We start from the raw sequence: 19436 nt of genomic DNA on the forward strand, positions 1-19436 counted from the left end.
GCTGATCCCATGCTCAGCGTCAAGGTCGAGACCGAGAACCAGCAGACCCACACCCGTGTTTCCGCCGGGAAGCTCGGGGAGCTCGTGCACCGCATCGGCGGGCGCGGGGACAACTTCCTGGTCGTCCAGCGGATACCGGACCTCCCCGGCACCTTCATCCAGGTGTGGCACGAAGCGGGCGGGGACTACGAGTTGGAGCACCGTACGGGCACGGCGACGAGCCATGTCCGTACCGTCATCGGCGATCCCGAGCGCGTCGTCGCACTGATGACCCGCTGGGCGCGCGAGGAGCCCGGCTGGGACGCGGGGACCGCGTGGGAGAGCGCCGGGATACCGGAGCCGGAGCCCGTGCCGGAGCTCGCGGAGGAGGTCCGGGAGCAGGTGGAGGCCCGGGTCCGGGAGATGCTGCGCGGCGGTTACGGGACCGTGCGGACGCTCACCGAGTCGGCCGAGGACCACCTGGTGAAGGACGGGGTGCGGCCGGTCTCCCGGGAGCAGGCGCGGGAGTTGGCGGAACGGCTCTGGCTGGAACGGGTCCAGGAGCAGCGGGGCTGGGCGGATGTGACGGACCCGGACCGGCTGGAGCGGGCGTTCGCCCGGCTGGACTGGGGCGGCATCACGGCCAGGGAGCACTTCACGTGCTGCCGCTCGTGCGGGATGAGCGAGATCGGGGCGGCCGGGCGCGAGGACGCCAGGGGCTTCGTCTTCTTCCACGGTCAGGGCACGGAGAGCGCGGCGGCCGGACACGGCCTCGCGCTGTACTACGGCGGGTTCGACGACTCCGCGGAGACGACGGCCGCGGTGGGCCGCGAGGTGGTGGCGGCGCTGGAGGAGGCCGGACTGGCGGTGGAGTGGGACGGTTCACCGGACAAGGCGATCGGGCTGACGGGCCTCGACTGGCGCAAGCGGCTGGTGGGGTAGGGCGGTTGAGGCCGGTCCGCCCCCGGAGTGAGGAACGTAACGCACAGGGGCCGTATCGACGGGTGAGAGAGGTCTGCTCCCCGGCCGGGTTCTCTGCTTCAATGGGGGCATGGCCAGCTTCCCGCACCCCTCGACCGGTCGCAGCGACCTCGAGCCGTTCTGGCCCTCCCGTCAGCACCACGACTTCGACCGGGTGTGTTGCCGCGCGCTGAACGCGCCGGCCCACTGAGCCCTCACCCGGCCTTCGGTCCGCGCGCACGCAGCAAGTCCGTCCACCGACGACTCCTTCGCGCGAAAGAGCTGACCCTCATGGCGAACACCCGTACCTTCTCCGCTGTCGCTGCGACCTCCTCGGTCCGCCCCTCCCCCCCCGACCGGCACCGGCTGCGTGCCGTCGCCCCCGACGAGGTCGTCCGGCCGGCCGACGTCTCGGCGCTCCTGACGCCGGGCGCGACCTGGCTGCCCGCCCCCCAGCACACCCTGCCCAGCCTGCCGGGCCGCCCGCCGATGGTCGGCTACCTGGTGCTCGTACCCGCCGACCAGCAGCCGGCCCTCGCCGCCGTCGCCGCGCAGTACGCGGTGGCGGAGCCGGCGAAGGCGGAGCCGGGGACGGCGGGCCCGGTGACCATCGACTCCGTACGGCGCTCCGCCTCGGTGAGCGGGCGGACGCTGGACCTCACCTACCTGGAATTCGAGCTCCTGGCCCACCTGGTGGCCCATCCCCACCGCGTCCACACCCGCGACCAGCTGGTGACCACGGTCTGGGGTTACGGGCACGTGGGCGACGGCCGCACCGTCGACGTCCACATCGCCCGGCTGCGCCGCAAGCTGGGCGCCGAGCACCGCCGCTCGATCCAGACCGTGCGCCGGGTCGGGTACAAGTACACGCCCTGACGGGCAGGCCGCAAGGGCGGGCCCCGGTTCCGGTACGCGCTGCCGGAGCCGGGGCCCGCCCTCGTACGCCCGGGTCAGCGCGGTGCGGGCCCGACCGGGTACGCCGGCGCGGGGGCCGCGGCGGGCTCGCCGCGGTCCAGGCCCGGCAGCCGGCCGAGGCCGCGCGGGGTGCGCCAGTTGCGCTCGCCGAGCAGCGCCATCGCGGAGGGCAGCAGCACCATCCGTACGAGCGTGGCGTCCAGCAGGACCGCGACCGCGAGGCCGACGCCCATCTGCTGCATGTCCTGCATGGACAGGGTCGCGAAGACCGAGAAGACCGCCACCATGATCACGGCCGCGCCGGTCACCGCGCCGGCCGTGCGGCGGATGCCCTCGTCGATCGCGGCCCGGTTGCCGATCCCCCGGCCGTGGGCCTCGCGGATCCGGGAGACCACGAAGACGTGGTAGTCCATCGAGAGGCCGAACAGGACGACGAGGACGAACAGCGGCATCCAGGACTCGACCGCGCCGACGCCCTCCGAGCCGATGAGCCCGGCGCCCCAGCCGTGCTGGAAGACCGCGGTCATCACCCCGTACGCGGCGGCCACGGAGAGCAGGTTGAGGACGATGGACGTCACGGCGATCACGTACGAGCGGAAGCAGAACAGCATCAGCAGGAACGTCACGGCGGCGATGAAGAGGAAGACGGGGGCGATGCCGCGCTTCAGCTGGTCGTTGAAGTCGACGGACCCGGCCACCTCGCCGGTGACGTGGGCGCGGGCGCCGGTGGAGTCGAAGGCGGCGGGCAGGCGGTCCTCGCGCAGGGCGGTGAGGTCCTTCTCGCCGCCGGGCAGCGGGACCTCGAACTCGGCGACGTTCTCCGCCCGGTGCACGGTGACGTGGTCGAAGCCGGCGAGGGCCTTGCGTACGGCCGGGGCGGTGATGTCGTCGGCCTCCACGACAACCTGGGCCGGGGCGGGGCCGCCGGGGAAGGTCTCACTGATGTGGCGGTAGGCGACGGACAGCGTGGAGTCGGAGCCGAACTGCTTCTCCAGGCCCAGGGATTCGGTCTTCATGCCGATCGCGGGCGCGGCGAGTACGAGCAGGACGGCGACGGAGGCGGCGGCGAAGAACTTCGGGCGGTCGAGGACGGGGCGCAGCACCCGGCCGGCGATGCGGCCGCTCTGCTTGTCCCCCCGCTCGCCGCGCCGGTTCAGCAGCGGCACCCGCCCGGCATCGACGCGGTCGCCGAGCCAGGACAGCAGGGCGGGCAGCACGGTGACGGAGCCGAGCATGGCGATGAACACGACGGTGATCGTGGCGAGGGCGAAGCCCTTGAAGAGCATGAGCCCGGACAGGAACATGCCGGCCATGGCGACCATCACGGTGATCCCGGAGACCAGGACGGCCCGGCCGCTGGTGGCGGCGGCGATGCGCAGGGCGGTCTCGGCGTCGCGTCCGGCGGCCCGCTCGTCGCGTTCGCGGCGCAGGTAGAACAGGCAGTAGTCGACGCCGACGGCGAAGCCCATCAGGAACATCACGGAGTACGTGGTCTGGAACAGGTGCAGCTGGTGGCTGGCGAGCGAGAGCAGGCCGAACGCGGCCATGCACGCGGTGAGCGCGAGCCCGACGGGCAGCAGGGCGGCGACGACGGCGCCGAAGGCGACCAGCAGGATACCGAGGGCCAGCGGTACGGCGGTGAACTCGGCCTTCTTGAAGTCGTCCGTGAGCAGGTCGCCGAGCCACTTGCCGGCGCTGGCGTCCCCGAACTGGCTCACGGTGACGCCGGAATGCCGCTGCTCAACCCCGGCGACCGCGTCCAGCACGGGCTGCACCCGGTCGGGGGCCGTGTCCGGGTCGCCCTTCATCTCGAAGGTGATCAGCGCGTCCTTGCGGTCCTGGGACGCGACCGGGTGCGCGAGGCCGGTGACCTCGCCGGTGTCCTGGATGGCGGTGGTCAGCTCGCGGGCCGCCGTGCGCCAGCCGTCGGGCTCGGTGGAGGAGACCATGACGAGTTCGCCGGCCCGGTGGCTGAGTCCCGCGTCGGAGAGGATCTGCTCGGCGCGGGCCGAGTCGCCCGCGCCGTTCTCGGCGTCGGTCATCTCGACCATGCCCGAGGCACCGCCGATGCCCGCGGCGAGTACGACGAAGAGCAGCCAGCCGAGAACGGCCGTCTTGCGGTGGTGTGCGCTCCACACACCGATACGTGCCGCGAGGTTACGCCTCATGGCGGGTTCGCCCCCTGTGGGTGGAAGTCCGACGATGCCCCTCGAATCTAGGAACGCCGGGCCGGCCGCCCCAGCCGGTGAAACCCCCGGTCACCCGGTACACAGGGCGAGGAACGGGGGGTGGTGCTGGGTACACCCCCGCCGGGTGGCGAACCGGCTGCCCGGCGCGGGGTGCGCCGGGTCAGACTGGGTGCGTCACGGGGCCGGAACGAGGGCCCGGCGAGGGGAAGAGGGACCGGGATGGACGCGAAACGGGGCCGGATCGGGGCGGCGCTGCTGGCAGCGGGGCGCGGGCTGGTGCTGTCCTTCGCGGCTCTCGCGGGGTCGTGCACGCTGTTCGTGCTGGCGCTGGTCTCCATCGTCATGATTCCGCTGGGCATCGGCCTCGTGACCACGCCGTACATCCTGGAGGCGGTCCGCAAGCACGCCAACCGGCGCAGGCTGCTGGCGATCACCTGGTCGGACGTGCGCATCCCGGTCCCGTACCGGCCGTTCCCGAAGGATCTGCGGAGCGGGTTCGCCGGGCAGGTGGAGCGGACCACGCTGATGCTGAAGGACCCGGCGACCTGGCGGGACATGCGGTGGATGGTGGTCGACATGACGGCCGGCTACACGGTGTCGGTCCTGGCGGCGGCGCTGATGGTCTACCCGGTGGAGGGGTTCGTCCTGGCGGCGGGGCTGTGGCGGGTGTTCACGGACGACCGGTACTGGTACGCGTTCGTCCCGGTCGACAGCCAGGCGACGGGGCTGATGGCCGCCGCGCTCGGCGTGGTGATCTTCGCCTGCGGGGTGCTGGTGAGCGAGCGGCTGCTGCGGGCGCACTTCGTGCTCGCCCGGTCGGTGCTCGCCCCGACTCAGGAGCAGGAACTCGCCCAGCGCATCGACCGGCTGACCGAGACCCGGCACGAGGCGGTGGACACGGCCGCCTCCGAGCTGCGGCGCATCGAGCGCGATCTGCACGACGGGGCGCAGGCCCGGCTGGTGGCGATGGGGATGAACCTCGGCACCGTCGAGGCGCTGATCGAGAAGGACCCGGCGCAGGCGAAGCGGCTCCTGGCGATGGCCCGGGAGTCCTCGGCCGAGGCGCTGACCGAGCTGCGCGACCTGGTCCGGGGCATCCATCCGCCGGTGCTCGCGGAGCGCGGGCTCGGGGACGCGGTGAAGGCGCTGGCGCTGCGGCTGCCGGTCCCGTGCGAGGTGGACGTGGAGCTGGACGGCCGGGCGGAGGCGCCGGTGGAGTCGGCGGCGTACTTCGCGATCAGCGAGGCGCTGACGAACGCGGCGAAGCACGCTCGGGCCGGGCGGATCTGGGTGGACCTGCGCCACCGGGACGGGGCGCTCAGGTTCTCGGTCACGGACGACGGGAAGGGCGGCGCCTCGGTGGGCGCGGGCTCGGGGCTGAGCGGAATCGAACGGCGGCTCGGTACATTCGACGGCATCATGGCCGTCAGCAGCCCCGCGGGCGGTCCCACCATGGTGACCATGGAGATCCCTTGCGAGTTGTCCTAGCCGAAGATCTCTTCCTGCTGCGCGACGGTCTGGTGCGGATGCTGGAGGCGTACGACTTCGAGATCGCGGCCGCCGTCGAGACCGGGCCGGAACTCACCAGGGCCCTCGCCGAGTTGGAGCCGGACGTCGCCGTCGTCGACGTCCGGCTGCCGCCGTCCCACACGGACGAGGGCCTCCAGTGCGCACTGGCGGCCCGGCGGGCGCGGCCCGGGCTGCCCGTCCTCGTACTCTCCCAGCACGTGGAGCAGTTGTACGCGCGCGAGCTGCTGGCGGACGGCGCCGGCGGGATCGGGTACCTGCTCAAGGACCGGGTGTTCGACGCGGACCAGTTCATCGACGCTGTCCGCCGGGTCGCGGCGGGCGGTACGGCGATGGATCCGCAGGTCATCTCGCAGCTGCTGACGCGGCGTTCGCAGGACAAGCCGATGGGCGGTCTGACGCCGCGCGAGCGGGAGGTCATGGAGCTGATGGCCCAGGGCCGGTCGAACGCGGCGATCGCCTCGCAGATGGTGATCACAGAGCGGGCGGTGGCCAAGCACACCTCGAACATCTTCGGGAAGCTGGGCCTGCCGCCGTCCGACGACGACAACCGCCGCGTTCTGGCCGTACTGGCGTATCTGGACCGGGGCTAGGGCGTCCGGAGGGCCGCGCTCAGCCGTTGAACCAGGCCGCCACATCGAGCCGGAAGGCGCCGTCCGGGGCCATCGTGCGCAGGTCGTCCTCCAGGGCGCGGACCCGCTCGGCGCCGAGGACCCGGGCCCACTCGGCGCGCAGCCGGTCGAAGCCGTCGGCGGACCGCCGGAGCACATCGATGCCGCGCGAGGTCAGCAGGACCAGCTTGCGGCGCCCGTCGGCGGGGTCGTCGGCGCGTTCCACGTAGCCGAGGCTTTCCAGCCTGTCGACGGTCTTGCCGGCGGCCTGTTTGGAGACGCCGAGGCGGCGGCCGATCTCGCTGGCGGTCGCCCCCTCGACACCGACGGCCTGGAGGGCGTAGCCGTACGCGGGCCGCATCTCGGTGTGGCCCTGCTCGGCGAGGTCGCGGTGGAGCGCGTCGATGACCGTGCGGAAGCCGGCGAACAGCAGAAGGGGCAGCTCGAAGCCCCTGCCGATCTCCTCAGGAGGCACTTCTCCACGCCCGCCCGCACGCTCAGCCATTGCGAAACTCGACAACCTGGTTTACGTTTTCGTCAATCACGTTGTCGAGCTTACGCGAGAGGCCCCACCATGCCCGCGACCGCCTTCCCCGACCACACCCTCGAATCCGCCCCCGCCGCCGCCCGCCCCGCACTGGCCGCCATCGCCGGGAAGCAGGGCTTCCTGCCGGCCGCCGCCGGGCGGATGGCCGCCTCCCCCGAGGTGCTGAACGGCTTCCTCAGGATGAACGCGCTCTTCGAGTCCACCACCCTGGACAAGCTCTCGCGCGAGGTCCTGAGCATGACCATGGCCACCCGGAACGGCTGCCACATCTGCGTGGCGATGCACACCGGCATCCTCACCGCCCTGGACGCCGCGCCCGCGCTCGTCGCCGCCCTGCGCGAGGGCACCCCGCTCCCGGACGAACGGCTGGAAGCCATGCGGCAGTTCATTCTTGCCGTCCTCGCCGCGAACGGGGCCGTGGACGACGCGGCGATCGAGGCGTTCACGGCCCACGGCTACACCGCGCGCAACGCGCTGGAGGTGACCCTCGGCATCGCCGCCTACACCCTGTCCACCTTCGCCAACCGGATGACCGGAGCCCCGGTCGACGGCCCCCTGGCCCGGTTCGCCTGACGCCTGACGCCTGCGGAGCATCCGGCGCACGCCGCCCGGAGTGACCATCGCACCATTCGCTCGTTCAGCTGCACGTGCGCCCACCGTCAGAGCTACCGCCGCCCGTCGCCCCGGCCGACGCGGAACAGGCCGAGGCCGCGCTGGTCGAGCACTACCCGCGGCTGGCGCGGATCGGCTACCTCCTGCTGCCGCCCTCGCCGAGCCGTGCCCGGCGCGTGTTCGCCGCCCACGCCCTCGCCCAGCGCTCACTCCAGGCGGCCCACCGCGCCGGAGCCGCCGCCGTCCCCCTCCCCCGACGAGCCGGCCGCCCCGGCCGCACCGACGACGCCGACCCCGCGTACACCTACGTGCGGCGCCAGGTGCTGCGCCGGGCGCTGGCGGCGGGGCGCGCCCGGCGCCTCCGGTTCTGGCCGCGCCGCGCCCCGTTGCCGCCCGCCCTTCCGTCGGCATGGGGCCTGCGCCTGCTCCCGCACCCGGGCGGCGCCGGGGAACTCGCCCTGGAACGGGAGTTGGCGGCGCTCACCGCCCCCGCCCGGGCCGCGTTCGTCCTGCGCGGCCTGGAGGGGCTCGCGGACGGGGAGGTCCGGCGGGAGCTGGCCGCCGCCGGGGTCGCCGATCCGCACGCGGCCCTGACCGAGGCGGACGGCGTGCGGGCCGGCTACGCGCTGCTGCGCTCACCGGAGTTCGACCCCTGCTCGCTCCAGGCCCGGCCGCCCGATCTGCCGGGCCGCCGCAGACGCGCCCGCACCGCGCTCGCGGCCGGCGCCGCGCTCCTGGTGTGCGGGGCGCTGCTCGGGCTGCCCGGCGACGGCTGGGGGCACGCGTCGCGGTCCGCCCCGCTGTACGCGCGCAATCCGGCGTCCGAAGCGGCCCTGGACCCGGGCGCGTTGCGCCGGGTGCCCGCGTCGTACTGGCTCCACTCCGCACGCACGGACTTCACCGTCTGGCCCACCCGCGGCGACCGCACCCAGGACACCCGGCTGCTGCGGCGGGCCCTTGAGGTATGGGCCCGGCCGGGCGCCGGAGTCCGGACCTCGGCGACGCCCGGCACCCCCACGGGCCCGCCGATGGGCGCCCCGCAGCTGCTGTACGCGGGTGAGGTGGGGGACTCCGCCGTGGTGCTGTTCCACGACGGGCTGCGCGCCGTGCGGTACGCCGAGCCGCGCAACGCCGACCCCGCGCTGGGCGCCGCCCTCGACTTCGCCCGGGTGGACGGGGCGGACGAGGCGTCGTCGGGTGCGCTGGTGGTGGCCCGGACCGGGGGCCAGGTGCGCTATCTGACGGCGCCCTGGGTGCGGGGGGTCACCGTGCGGGACCTGCGCGGCCCGGACCGGGCGCCCCGCCCGCTGGACCGCTCCCCCGACGGGGTGACCGCCCCGCTGGCCGACCCGGCGGCGGGACCCGGCTGCCGGTCCTGGGCGGCCGTCGAGCTGACCGGGGGCTCATCGGCGCGGCTGGTCACGGACCTGGGCGAGCTGGCCCCGGCCCGGCTGACCGCGGGCGCCCCGGGGAGCCCGCACGACGTCACGGGGCGGGCCGAGCGGGAGAGCTGGGCGCGGGCCGCGTGTCTGCTGCGGGAGGTCCGGTCGCACGGGGTGCGGTCGGTCAACTCCTGGGCCTACGCCCGGCAGGCGCTGCCCGAGGACGGTGGCACGGCGCGCTGGCTGTGCACCCGGGCGGAGACCTGGCGGGGCTCGGGGAGCAGGGTCATCGCCCAGTTCCAGGCCCCGTCCGCCCGCCCGGCGGCGCCCGGCGCGGTCGCGGCGCGCGCGCAGGACGTGCCGGAGTGCGGGGCGCGGACGCCCAGGGTGTTGGCGGGCGTGCTGTGGCAGTCGCCGGGCGGGCGGTGGTACGTCCTGGCGGCGGGCAGCGCGGAGTTCGCGTCGCTGTCCACGTCGGGCGGGGTGACGGGCACCGCCCGTGGGCGGCTGCTCGCGGTCCCCGCGGCCGAGGGCGTCCGGCCGCGGCTCGACGGACGGCTGAAGGACGGCAGCCGGGTCGGGGCGCTGCACTGAACCCGCGGGCGGTTCCGGCAGCGGACGCGGTCGTTCCGGCCGCGGCGGACCTGCGATCCCGGCGGACCCACCGGTCGGTACGCTGGGGGCCATGACGACCGGGGTGCGGCGCAGGATGGGCGTCGAGGAGCGCAGGCAGCAGCTGATCGGCGTCGCGCTGGAGTTGTTCAGCCACCGGGCACCGGACGAGGTGTCGATCGATGAGATCGCGGCGGCGGCCGGCATCTCGCGGCCCCTGGTCTACCACTACTTCCCGGGCAAGCAGAGTCTGTACGAGGCTGCGTTGCGCCGCGCGGCCGACGAGCTGGCGGCCAGGTTCCTGGAGCCGCGCGAAGGTCCGCTCGGCGCCCGGCTGCTGCGGGTGATGGACCGGTTCTTCGACTTCGTGGACGAGCACGGACCCGGGTTCGCCGCGCTGATGCGGGGCGGCCCCGCGGTGGGCTCGTCCACGGCCAACGCCATGGTCGACGAGGTGCGCCGGGCCGCCTGCGAACAGATCGTGGCCCATCTGGACGTCGGGGAGCCCCCGGCCCGGCTGGAGTTGGTCGTACGGTCCTGGGTCTCGCTCGCCGAGTCGACGGCGCTGCTCTGGCTGGACGGCCGGCGGGTGCCCCGGGCGGAGCTGGAGTTGCAGCTCGTGCACGACTTCGCCGCGCTGGCCGCCGTGAGCGCGGCGTACGACGAGGAGATGGCGGGGATCGTGCTGCGGGTGCTGGCGCAGGAGCCGGCGGACGGGCCGTTCGGGGACCTGCTGGCCCGGCTCTCCGCGCTGGCACCGGCCGTGCCGGCGGTGCCCGCGCAGCGGGTGCCGTAGGGGCGGCACGCGAGGGTCGCGCACCGCCCCCGGGCGTCACCGCCGTACGGACACGAACGGCTGGGGCTCGGCGCCCTGGGCGGTCGAGGTGCCGACCACCGTGAGCCCCGCCCGGCCTCCGGTCACCGCGCTCGCGACGTTCTCCACGGGGACCGAGGGGTCCGTCGCCGAGGGCTGCGGAAGGGCCAGGTCCTTCCACGGGGTCCGGCTCCCGGGCTGCCAGGCCCACGCCAGCGCGTTCCGCCGCTCGCCGAGGGTCTGGCCCACGACGGCGATCCCGCCTCCGGAGCGTGCGGTGACGCCGAAGAGCCGTGCGGGCACGTCCGGCACGGCGAGCTTGTGCCAGCCCGTGGCGTCGTGGCGGGCGACCAGGGCGCGCGTCGATCCGTCCTCCGGCGACCAGTCCTCGCCGACCACCCACACCGCGCCGTCCTCGGACAGGGCGAGCTTCTGGGCCTGGCCGGGGATGTCCGTGACGCCGGGGGCGTCCACCCGCTCCCAGGAGGTGCCGTCGTAGTGCAGCAGCAGCGGGCTGCCGCTGTCACCGTCGTAGCCGGTCGCCCAGACGTCGTCGTCGGTGACCGCCTGGACCCCGTTCAGGTACCAGTAGTCGCCGGGCAGTTCGGGGAGCGGCACGTCACGCCAGGCCGTCCCGTCGAAGTGGCGGACGATCCCGGCGTCCCGGTACTGGATGCTCCAGTTCCCCTTCGCCTCGTTCCAGGTGCGGGAGACCTCGATCTGCGCGACGCCCGCGGCCCAGGCGCCGCCCGGACGGGCGTCCACGTCCAGCAGGGAGCCGTAGTCCGCCTTCTCCGGCAGGTCCATCGGCACGACCTGCCAGCCCTTGCCGTCGAAGTGCTGGGTGTAGACCCGCCCGTCGAGAGCGGCGGAGTCGTCGCCGACGAGCCAGACGTCACGGGCGCCGTTCGCGTCCATGGCGTTGACCCGGCTGCTGATCTCCCCTGCGGCCGTGGTCGCCGCGGGCACGGGCGTCCACGCCGCCCCGGGCTCGGCCCGTTCGGCCACGACGGGCTGGAAGCGGGTCACCTTGCCCTCCTGGCGGATGGCGAACCCGGCCGCCCAGGTCTTCCCCCGCCCCATGTTCACGAGGTCGAGCAGAGTGGTGTCGCTGTACGGTGCCGCCTCGGCCGCCCAGGGGCGTACGGACGTGCCGGCCAGGGCGGACGCGGGCAGGGGGGCGGACAGGGCGACGGCCAGGGCGGCCGTCGCCGTGGCGGCCCGGAGCAGCGGGCGGCGGCTGTACTTCAGCACAGGTGGTTCCTTCCGAAGAGGTCTCACCCGGTAAGTGCCGTGGCCCGTCTGCCGGGTTGCACCCGGTCCGGGTCAGATCTTGCGGTAGGAGGGGTCGAGGTCCCGGGTCTCGGCCGAGAGGTGCAGGGCCGTGCCGGTGACCGTGCCGAGGTGGGCGCGCAGGAGCTCCAGGACGGCCTCGGTGAGCCGGGCCTTGGTCTCCGGGGTACGGCCGGGCAGCAGCGAGATGTCCACGTGCACGAGCGCGTCACCGCCCGGGGCGTCCGCCACCACGGTCTCCTCGGCCCGCCGGAAACGGGTCTTGCAGGCGGCGATCTTGGTGTTGACCGTCTCGGCGACGACCGGGTGCAGCGCGAGGGCGAAGGCGGGGCGGTCGAAGGCGTCGCCGAGTGCGGCGGAGTAGTCGACGGTGATCTGCGGCATGGCGGTCTCCAGGTCGGGCGCGGGGACGGACACCGTCCAGCCTTTCCCGTACGGGCGGTGGCGCACAACACCGATTCACTATGTGAACCGGTGGGCCGAGCCGTTACGTCAGCAGCTCCCCGTGGAGCGCCAGCGCGAGGCCGGCCTCCGCGCTGTCGGCCCGGCCCTGTTCGAACGCGCGCCGGTACGCCGCGTCGCCGACCGCCTCCCGGGCGCGCCGCTCGCAGGTCTCGCGGACCGGGCCGAGCTCGGGGGTGCCGCGCTGGGGGTGGCCGACCATGCGCCAGTAGACCTGTCCGGTGCCGTAGACCCGGGCGGCCCTGGCCCCCTCGCCCTGGGCGGCGATGGCGGCGGCCAGGATGTCCAGGCCGAGCGCGATGCCGAAGCGGTCGCGGAGCCGGTGCTTGCCGGCGAGCATGGCCCGGGCGTGCGCGGCGGCGGGTGCGGCGCGGCCCTGGAGCAGGGCGATCAGGGCGAGTTGGTAGTCCACGTAGGACCGGGTCCAGCACTCGTCCTGGGCCTCGCAGGCCGCCCGCAGCACGACGGCGGCCGACGCGGCCTCCTCCAGCCGGCCGAGCCCGGTGAGGGCGAAGACGGTGATGAGGTGGCAGCGCAGCCGGTAGGCCGCTTCGAGGCGGGTGCCCGAGGCGGTGGTCCGGAGCACCCGCCGCCCCTCGCGGAGGCCCTTCTCGGGTTCGCCGGTCATCAGGTGGGTGAGTCCGCGCAGATACGCGGCGGCCAGGATGCCCTCGTCGGTGCCGTCGGCGGCGGCCTCGCGGACGCACTCGCGGCCGATGTGCTCGGCGGCCGGGTAGTCGCCCTGGAGCAGGACGCAGATGCCGAGCACCCACAGCACCCGGGTGCGGTGGGGGCCGTCGGCCGGTCCGGTGTCCAGGGCACGCTGGGCGTATCCCCGGGTCTGCGGGAGGTGGCCGCAGCAGCACCAGAAGAAGCCGATGCGGCCGGCCATCTCCTGGGCGGCGGCGGTGTCGTGCGCGAGGAGGTGGTCGAGCGCGGCGCACAGGTCGGCGTGCGCGTCGGCGATGCGGTGGTACCAGAGGATCTGGTCGTCGCCGGTCCAGCCGGCGTGGGCGTTCCGGGCGAGGCTCAGGAAGCAGGCGGCGTGCCGGTCGGCGGCGGCCCGTTCCTCGCCCAGCTCCGCGAGCCACATCCGGCCGTACTCGCGCAGCGTGTCGAGCATGCGGTGGCGGGTGCCCTCGCGGGTGACGACGGACTTGGCGGCCAGGCCGCGCAGGGCGGTGCGGACGCCGTCCCCGGTGAGGGGGCCGCCGGCGCAGACGGTGACGGCGGTGTCCTCGTCGAAGTCGCCGCGGAGCACGGTGAGCCGGGCCCAGAGGAGCCGTTCGAGCGGGGTGCACAGCTCGTGGGACCAGCCGATGGTGGTGCGCAGGGTCCGGTGGCGGACCGGGCGGAGGGTGGTGTCGGCGAAGGCGTCGAGCCGGGTGCCGAGGCGCTGGGCGATCTCCTGGACGCTCTGCCGGCCGACCCCGGCGGCGGCGAGTTCGATGGCGAGCGGGATGCCGTCGAGGCGGCGGCAGATCTCGGCGGCGGCCTCGGCGGTGCCCGGTTCCCTGAAGGGGGTGGCGGGGGCGGCGGCCGTGGCCCGTTCCCGGAAGAGGGTGAGCGCGTCGGCGGCGCCTTCGACGGGCAGCGGGTCGACCTCCACGAGCTGTTCGCCCCGGAGTTCCAGGGGCTGGCGGCTGGTGGCGAGGACGGTGAGTCCCGGCGAGGTGGTCAGGATCTCGCCGAGGAGGTGGGCGCAGGCGGGGCGCAGGTGCTCGCAGGAGTCCAGGACGAGCAGGAGCTGTTTGTCGGCGAGCCATTCGCACAGCACGTCGATGGGCGGGCGCAGGGTGTGGTCGCTGAGGCCGACCGCGTCGGAGACGGTGGCGAGGAGGAGTTCGTCGTCGTGCAGGGGGGCGAGGTCGGCCCACCGGACGCCGTCGCGGTAGCCGGGTGCGGCACGGCGGGCGGCGCGGAGCGCGAGCCGGGTCTTTCCTACGCCTCCGGTGCCGGTGAGGGTGGTCAGCCGGCCGGTGGCGAGGGCGTGTTCGAGCCCGGTGAGCTCGGCCGTCCGTCCGACAAAGCTGGTGGTCTCCTCGGGGAGGTTGCTGGCCATCGTCACCGTCGCTGCACAGGTGGAATGAAAGGCGTGCCCGGGGGTAGGGCGTGCTCCGAAAGCCCCGCCTGCCGGGCCTCATTTCGGAGCACGCCCTGCGACACCCCCGGGCGGCTGCCCATACGGTAGCCCTGTGGCGGTCAGCGCAGGGTGAACACCGCCACTGTGCGTCCCGGAACGGTGAAGCTGCCTGAACTCCGCTCGTACGAGGACTTCTTGACGGTAGAATCCGCGCCCTTCGCCTGGACGGGGTGCAGGGCGTAGTCCTGGCCGGCGAGTGCGGGGACCTTCTGGGTGGTGGTGCCGGGCGCGGCGTCGAAGACGACGACGAGCGTGCCGAGGCGCATGGTGATCACGCCGGGCGTCTCGTCCTCGCCGGACAGCGGGAAGGAGAGCCGGGACTGCACCTGCGCGGCGGACGTCAGGTCGAAGTCCTTCTCCGTGGTGCGGATGGTGAGCAGGTCGCGGTACGCGGCCGAGGCTCCGTTGATCTGTGCGCAGCCCGGGGTGACCGTGTCGTTCGTCAGCAGGGGCTTCGCGTAGGGCCACTTGGCCTCGTTGTCCGCGGCCGGCGGCAGTCCGCGCCCGAAGCCGTTGCCGGCCCGGCAGTCCCAGTGCAGGGCGTTGAACCAGTCGCCGCTGTCGAAGGAGTTGCGGTCCAGCGACTTGGAGCGCAGCAGGTCCGTGCCGGCCTGGGAGAGCGCGGGGCCCTGCGAGAGGGTCGCCGTCGCCATGGCCAGGACCTGCGTGCGGGCCCGGTCGGCGGCCGGGGTGCCCGCCGGGAGCTTGAACGCGAGCGCGTCGTACAGGGTCTCGTTGTCGTGGGCGTCGGCGTAGGCGAGGGCGTCACCGGGTGCGGCGGCGTAGCCGGCCGGGGCGCCGTTGTAGTCGACGCCGGAGCCCTTGACCGTGTTCCCGGAGGTGTCGGTGAAGGTGTAGTCGGCGAGGTTTCCGGTGAGGCCGACCTTGATCAGGTCCTGGTAGTGCAGCAGGCGGGCCTTCTGCTCGGCCCGCGTGCCGTTGGCGGTGGAGGTGTTGGGGTCGGTGTAGAGGCCGGTGGCGAAGCCCTGCACGCCGGGGTCCTCGTCGAACGGGGAGCCGCCGCGTACGGCGTCGCGGGCGCGGTCGGAGAAGGTGGCGATGCCGGTGCCGGCCATGTTCTTCTGGGTGGCCTGGACGAAGCGGGCGTCGTCGGCGATCTCACCGAAGTTCCAGCCCTCGCCGTACAGGATGATCTTCTTGCCGTCCACGCCGTCCTTGGCGACGGTCAGCGCGTCGAGGGCCTTGCGGACGGCCAGGATGTTGGCCTTGGGGTGGTGACCCATCAGGTCGAAGCGGAAGCCGTCGACCTTGTACTCCTTGGCCCAGGTGACGACCGAGTCCACGACGAGCTTGCCCATCATGGTGTTCTCGGGGGCGGTGTTGGCGCAGCAGGTGGAGGTGGCGACGGTGCCGTCCTCCAGGAGCCGCTGGTAGTAGCCGGGCACGATCCGGTCGAGGACGGACTTGCCGTCCTGGCCGGAGGCGACGGTGTGGTTGTAGACGACGTCCATGACGGTCCGCAGTCCGGCGCCGTTGATGCCCTGGACCATCTGCCGGAACTCGACCGTGCGCTTCGTGCCCTCCGGGTCGGAGGCGTAGCTGCCCTCGGGGACGGTGTAGTGCAGCGGGTCGTAGCCCCAGTTGTAGGCGTCCTTCGCGGCGGCCTTCGCCACGCACGCCTGCTGTTCGGCGGAGTCGGGGGCGTAGACGGACAGGTCGCAGGCGGGCTTCTGCTGGTCCTTCTTCCTCTCGGGAATGGTGCCGATGTCGAAGGCGGGCAGCAGGTGGACGTAGCCGGTGCCCGCGTCGGCGAGCTGCCTGAGGTGCTTCATCCCGTCGGAGCGGGTGTCGGTGAAGGCCAGGTACTCGCCGGGGTGCTTCGAGGTGGGGTCCGCGAGGGAGAAGTCGCGGATCTGGAGCTCCTGGATCTGCGCGTCGCGCAGCGGCACGGCGGCGGGCTTGCGGAGTTCGTCCCAGCCCTTGGGGGCGAGCTTCCGGTCCTCCAGGTCCACGACGAGGCTGCGGGCGGAGTCGGTGGTGAGGGCGGTGGAGTAGGGGTCGGTGACCTTGTTGGTGACGAGCTTCTGGACGGTGGGCGCCCAGACGTTCACGACGTACCGGTAGGGCTTGCCGGTCCAGTTCTTCTTGCCGGTGACCGACCAGACGCCGGTGCGGTCGTCGCGCCGCATGGGCACGGTCTTCCCGTCGAGTTCGAGCGCGACCGTACGGGCGGTGGGGGCCCACACGGAGAGGGTGGGGGTGCCGTGGCGGAAGACCGGGCCGAGTGCGGCACCGCGCGCCTCCTCGCCGTAGAGGTCGTCGAGCACTCCGGCGCTCTGCACGCCGGTGGCGGCGAGCAGGGCCCCGTTGGCGGCGCGCTGGGTGGCGATGAGCTGGCCGCGCAGGGCCTCGCGGACGCGGTCGCGGTCCCGGGGTTCGACGGTGAAGGCGGGGTAGTCCTTGAGGTGCGGGTACTTCGCCTCCTGGGCGTCGGTCAGCGCGGACGGGGTGAGGCGCAGCCACTGGCCCTCGTCGCTGAGGGCGCCGTCCTCGACGGTGATGCCGCCCTGCTTCGCGTACACGAGCTGCTGGCTGGTGGCCTCGGTGGCCTTGACCTTCCAGACGACGGTGCCGGCGTCGATCCACTGCGCCTCGGCCTTGGTGAGGTCGGGCGTCGGGACACCGCCGGCCTGCGGGAGCAGGTAGCCGGCCCGGCCGCCGAGCAGCCACACCTCGTGGCCGTACGTGGCGAGGTCGAGGGCCTGGTCGCTGGGCAGGTCCTTCTCATCGCCCCGGTGCAGGATGTAGCTGAGGGTGGTGGCCCCGTCGGTGAGCGGGACCTCGAAGGTGAGCCCGGAGGCGTCCCTCTTCACGGGCCGGAGCGGCTTGGCCCAGTCCGTGGGCTCCTTGGCACCGGTCCAGGTGTGCAGCCCCCAGCCGTCGTAGTCGCCGTCGGCGCGGTAGTAGTGCAGGACGGCCTTGGTGGTGTCCGGGGCGGGGTAGGCGCCGTCGGGCGCGGTGCCGGCCTGGCCGTCCTCGCCCTGCGCGATCCACACCTCACCGGTCTTCGCGAGGTCCACGGTGCGCTCGGGCCCCTCGGTGGTGCCGCCCTTCTCGACGGTGTACGGGACGGTCGCGGCGCCCTCGGGGACCTCGACCCACGCGAACGCGCCGTACGCGTCGCGTCCGGCGAAGGCGGCGGTGGTCCCGCCGGACTTCACCTCCCAGCCGTCGTAGTCGCCGTCGGCGCGCTGGTAGTGGACGACGGCGTAGTCGCGCTCGACGGCGACGGGCTTCGCGGGGGCGGGCGCCTGTCCGGCGGTGGAGGAGGCGGTGGCGCTGGCGGTGCGGCCGGTGCGGTCCACCACGACGGCCTTGTAGCGCAGCGGTGTCCCGGCGGCGGTCCGGTCGCTCAGCGTCTGGGTGACCTTGTACGGGGCGTGGTCGGCGGTGCCGAGGGTGGTCCACTTGCCGTTGCCGGTCTGGGCGGCGAAGACGACCCGGTTGAGCGAGCCGCCGCCCACGTCGGCGGTCAGCTCGACGGTGCCGGTGGCGCCGGCTGCGGGGGCCTTCAGGGTGACGGAGGGCTTGGTGGCCGGGGCGGCGAGGGGCTCGGCCGCGCGGAGCACGATGCTCGACAGGGCCGGGACGGTGACCGTGATCTTCTTGTCGGCGCCGCTGCGGACCGTGCCGGTACCGCCGTACAGGGTGCGGAAGTCCATGCGGGCGGACCCGGTGGACAGCTCGACGGTCTTCGCGGAGGCGCCGTTGTTGACGGCGACCAGGTACTCGTCGCCGCGCTCGGCGTCCGTACGCGAGAAGGCGTACACCGGCCCCTCGGCGTACCGCTCGGTCTGGACTCCGTCGCGGAGCGCCGGGTTGTCCCGGGTCAGCTTCGAGAGGGCGGCGATGGAGCGGTAGAGCGGGTGGGTCTCGTCGTACGCGTCGGAGGCGTGCGTGCGGTCGGTGCCCAGCTCGTCGTCGTCCAGGTAGTCGGCGGTCTTCGAGGCGAACATCGTCTGGCGGGCGTCCTTGTCGCCGCCCGCGCCCGTGAAGCCCTGCTCGTCGCCGTAGTAGACGACGGGGTTGCCCCGGCTGAGGAACATCAGCTCGTTGGCCAGCTCCGCGCGCTTCACCAGCTCCGCGTCACCGGCCTTCGGGTTGTCCTGCCCGAGGAAGGTCCCGATGCGGCCCATGTCGTGGTTGCCGAGGAAGGTCACCTGCTCGTAGGCGTTGGCCTTGTCGGTGGTGTACCGGTAGTCGTCGGCGAAGACGGCGGCGAGCTTCGAGGCCGGGGCGCCCTGCGAGGCGTACTGGCGGGCCGCCTCCTGGAACGGGAAGTCGAGCGTGGCGTCCAGCCGGCCCTGCGTGACGTACGGCGAGGTGACGGCGGTGTCCGAGGAGTAGACCTCGCCGAACATGAAGAAGTCCTCGCGCCCGTGCCTGGCCGCGTAGGCGTCGAGCGCGGTGGCCCACTGGGTCCAGAAGTCCAGGTCGACGTGTTTGACGGTGTCGATCCGGAAGCCGTCGATGTCGAAGTCGCGGACCCACTTCTCGTAGATCTTCTCCATGCCGGAGACGACCTCGGGCCGCTCGGTCCACAGGTCGTCCAGGCCGGAGAAGTCGCCGTACGTGGTGGATTCGCCGGCGTACGTGGAGTCGCCCCGGTTGTGGTACATCGTCGGGTCGTTGAGCCAGGACGGCGTCTTGCCGCCGCCGCTCACCGGCTTGTACGGGAAGGAGTCGGCGTCCGTCTTCGCCATGCCGGCGGCGTCGTCGAAGGGACGTCCGTCGCGGTCGAGGTAGGGGTAGGCGCCCTTGGACTTGTAGCCGTAGGTCTTCTCGGCGTAGTCGACGGTGTCGGCGGTGTGGTTGGTGATGACGTCGAAGAAGACCTTCATGCCCTTGCGGTGGGCCTTGTCGATCAGCTTCGTCAGGTCGGCGTTGGTGCCGAAGTGCGGGTCGACCTGGGTGAAGTCGGTGATCCAGTAGCCGTGGTAGCCGGCCGAGGCGTCCTTGCCGGTGCCCTGGACGGGCCGGTTCCTGAAGATCGGCGCGAGCCAGATGGCGGTGGTGCCGAGCCCCTTGATGTAGTCGAGCCGGCCGGTCAGCCCCTTGAGGTCGCCGCCCTGGTAGAACCCCTTGTCCGTGGGGTCGTAGCCGGTCTCCAGACGCGAACCGGTCAGCCCGCCCCGGTCGTTGCCCGTGTCGCCGTTCGCGAACCGGTCGGGCATCACGAAGTAGAACTGCTCGCGGGTCAGGTCGTGCCGGGTGGCCTGGCCGGCCAGCTTGGCGTCCGAGGGCGCGGCGGGCGGCCGGGCCGCGGCGGCGGGCAGCGCGGGCACCAGGGCCGCGCACAGGGCGGCCGCGACGACGGCGGCAGCCGTTCCGCGTGCGGGCACGCGCGGGTACGGACGTTTCACTCGGGC

The 19436-nt window shown here is 73.5% G+C and carries 13 protein-coding genes; 7 read left to right on the top strand and 6 right to left on the bottom strand.

Going from position 1 to position 19436, the window contains the following annotated elements; all coding sequences use genetic code 11:
• The first annotated feature begins 9 nt into the window (after window positions 1–9).
• Together ACLQ2N_RS20275 and ACLQ2N_RS20280 are read left to right on the top strand one after the other, a co-directional pair.
• Window positions 10–921, top strand: coding sequence for a DUF6891 domain-containing protein (locus ACLQ2N_RS20275; protein WP_425814907.1), 912 nt, complete (start codon window positions 10–12; stop codon window positions 919–921).
• Between the two features lie 309 nt (window positions 922–1230).
• Window positions 1231–1815 (top strand): winged helix-turn-helix domain-containing protein, encoded by a 585-nt coding sequence (locus ACLQ2N_RS20280; RefSeq protein WP_425814909.1) that lies wholly within the window; start codon window positions 1231–1233, stop codon window positions 1813–1815.
• A 74-nt stretch (window positions 1816–1889) separates the two neighbouring features.
• On the opposite strand, the gene ACLQ2N_RS20285 is transcribed toward ACLQ2N_RS20280, so the two are convergent.
• On the bottom strand, window positions 1890–4022 hold the full coding sequence (locus tag ACLQ2N_RS20285; protein ID WP_425814911.1) for an MMPL family transporter: 2133 nt from the start codon (window positions 4020–4022) through the stop codon (window positions 1890–1892).
• A 240-nt stretch (window positions 4023–4262) separates the two neighbouring features.
• Between ACLQ2N_RS20285 and ACLQ2N_RS20290 the strand changes: the two genes are divergently transcribed.
• Together ACLQ2N_RS20290 and ACLQ2N_RS20295 are read left to right on the top strand one after the other, a co-directional pair.
• Window positions 4263–5531 (top strand): sensor histidine kinase, encoded by a 1269-nt coding sequence (locus ACLQ2N_RS20290; RefSeq protein WP_425814913.1) that lies wholly within the window; start codon window positions 4263–4265, stop codon window positions 5529–5531.
• Window positions 5516–6163, top strand: a complete 648-nt coding sequence (locus ACLQ2N_RS20295) for a LuxR C-terminal-related transcriptional regulator (RefSeq protein ID WP_425814915.1) — start codon at window positions 5516–5518, stop codon at window positions 6161–6163. The genes ACLQ2N_RS20290 and ACLQ2N_RS20295 overlap by 16 nt, the downstream gene beginning before the upstream one ends.
• Window positions 6164–6182: 19 nt before the next feature.
• On the opposite strand, the gene ACLQ2N_RS20300 is transcribed toward ACLQ2N_RS20295, so the two are convergent.
• Window positions 6183–6686 (bottom strand): MarR family winged helix-turn-helix transcriptional regulator, encoded by a 504-nt coding sequence (locus ACLQ2N_RS20300; RefSeq protein WP_425814917.1) that lies wholly within the window; start codon window positions 6684–6686, stop codon window positions 6183–6185.
• A gap of 69 nt (window positions 6687–6755) precedes the next feature.
• Here ACLQ2N_RS20300 and ACLQ2N_RS20305 point away from each other — a divergent pair, with 69 nt between their 5' ends.
• From ACLQ2N_RS20305 to ACLQ2N_RS20315, 3 genes are all read left to right on the top strand, one after another.
• Window positions 6756–7301 (top strand): carboxymuconolactone decarboxylase family protein, encoded by a 546-nt coding sequence (locus tag ACLQ2N_RS20305; protein ID WP_425814919.1) that lies wholly within the window; start codon window positions 6756–6758, stop codon window positions 7299–7301.
• Between the two features lie 74 nt (window positions 7302–7375).
• A complete protein-coding gene (locus ACLQ2N_RS20310) occupies window positions 7376–9316 on the top strand; it encodes a hypothetical protein (protein WP_425814921.1) in 1941 nt (646 codons plus the stop codon).
• Window positions 9317–9407: 91 nt separating this feature from the next.
• A complete protein-coding gene (locus tag ACLQ2N_RS20315) occupies window positions 9408–10130 on the top strand; it encodes a TetR/AcrR family transcriptional regulator (protein WP_425814923.1) in 723 nt (240 codons plus the stop codon).
• A gap of 36 nt (window positions 10131–10166) precedes the next feature.
• Here ACLQ2N_RS20315 and ACLQ2N_RS20320 read toward each other — a convergent pair whose 3' ends face one another.
• The 4 genes from ACLQ2N_RS20320 to pulA all read right to left on the bottom strand — a co-directional run bounded on the left by ACLQ2N_RS20320 (window position 10167) and on the right by pulA (window position 19430).
• Window positions 10167–11402 carry a hypothetical protein gene (locus ACLQ2N_RS20320; protein ID WP_425814925.1) on the bottom strand — a complete coding sequence of 412 codons (1236 nt, stop codon included), beginning with the start codon at window positions 11400–11402 and terminating at the stop codon, window positions 10167–10169.
• Between the two features lie 72 nt (window positions 11403–11474).
• Window positions 11475–11825 (bottom strand): 5-carboxymethyl-2-hydroxymuconate Delta-isomerase, encoded by a 351-nt coding sequence (locus ACLQ2N_RS20325; protein ID WP_425815050.1) that lies wholly within the window; start codon window positions 11823–11825, stop codon window positions 11475–11477.
• 103 nt (window positions 11826–11928) lie between these two features.
• The gene (locus ACLQ2N_RS20330) at window positions 11929–13965 is read right to left on the bottom strand and encodes an ATP-binding protein (protein ID WP_425814927.1); all 2037 of its coding nucleotides are present in this window, start codon (window positions 13963–13965) and stop codon (window positions 11929–11931) included.
• A gap of 140 nt (window positions 13966–14105) precedes the next feature.
• Window positions 14106–19430 carry a pullulanase-type alpha-1,6-glucosidase gene (gene pulA / locus ACLQ2N_RS20335; RefSeq protein WP_425814929.1) on the bottom strand — a complete coding sequence of 1775 codons (5325 nt, stop codon included), beginning with the start codon at window positions 19428–19430 and terminating at the stop codon, window positions 14106–14108.
• Between the last annotated feature and the right edge of the window lie 6 nt (window positions 19431–19436).

The organism is Streptomyces sp. DT224 (assembly GCF_049844595.1).
Lineage (GTDB): Bacteria > Actinomycetota > Actinomycetes > Streptomycetales > Streptomycetaceae > Streptomyces.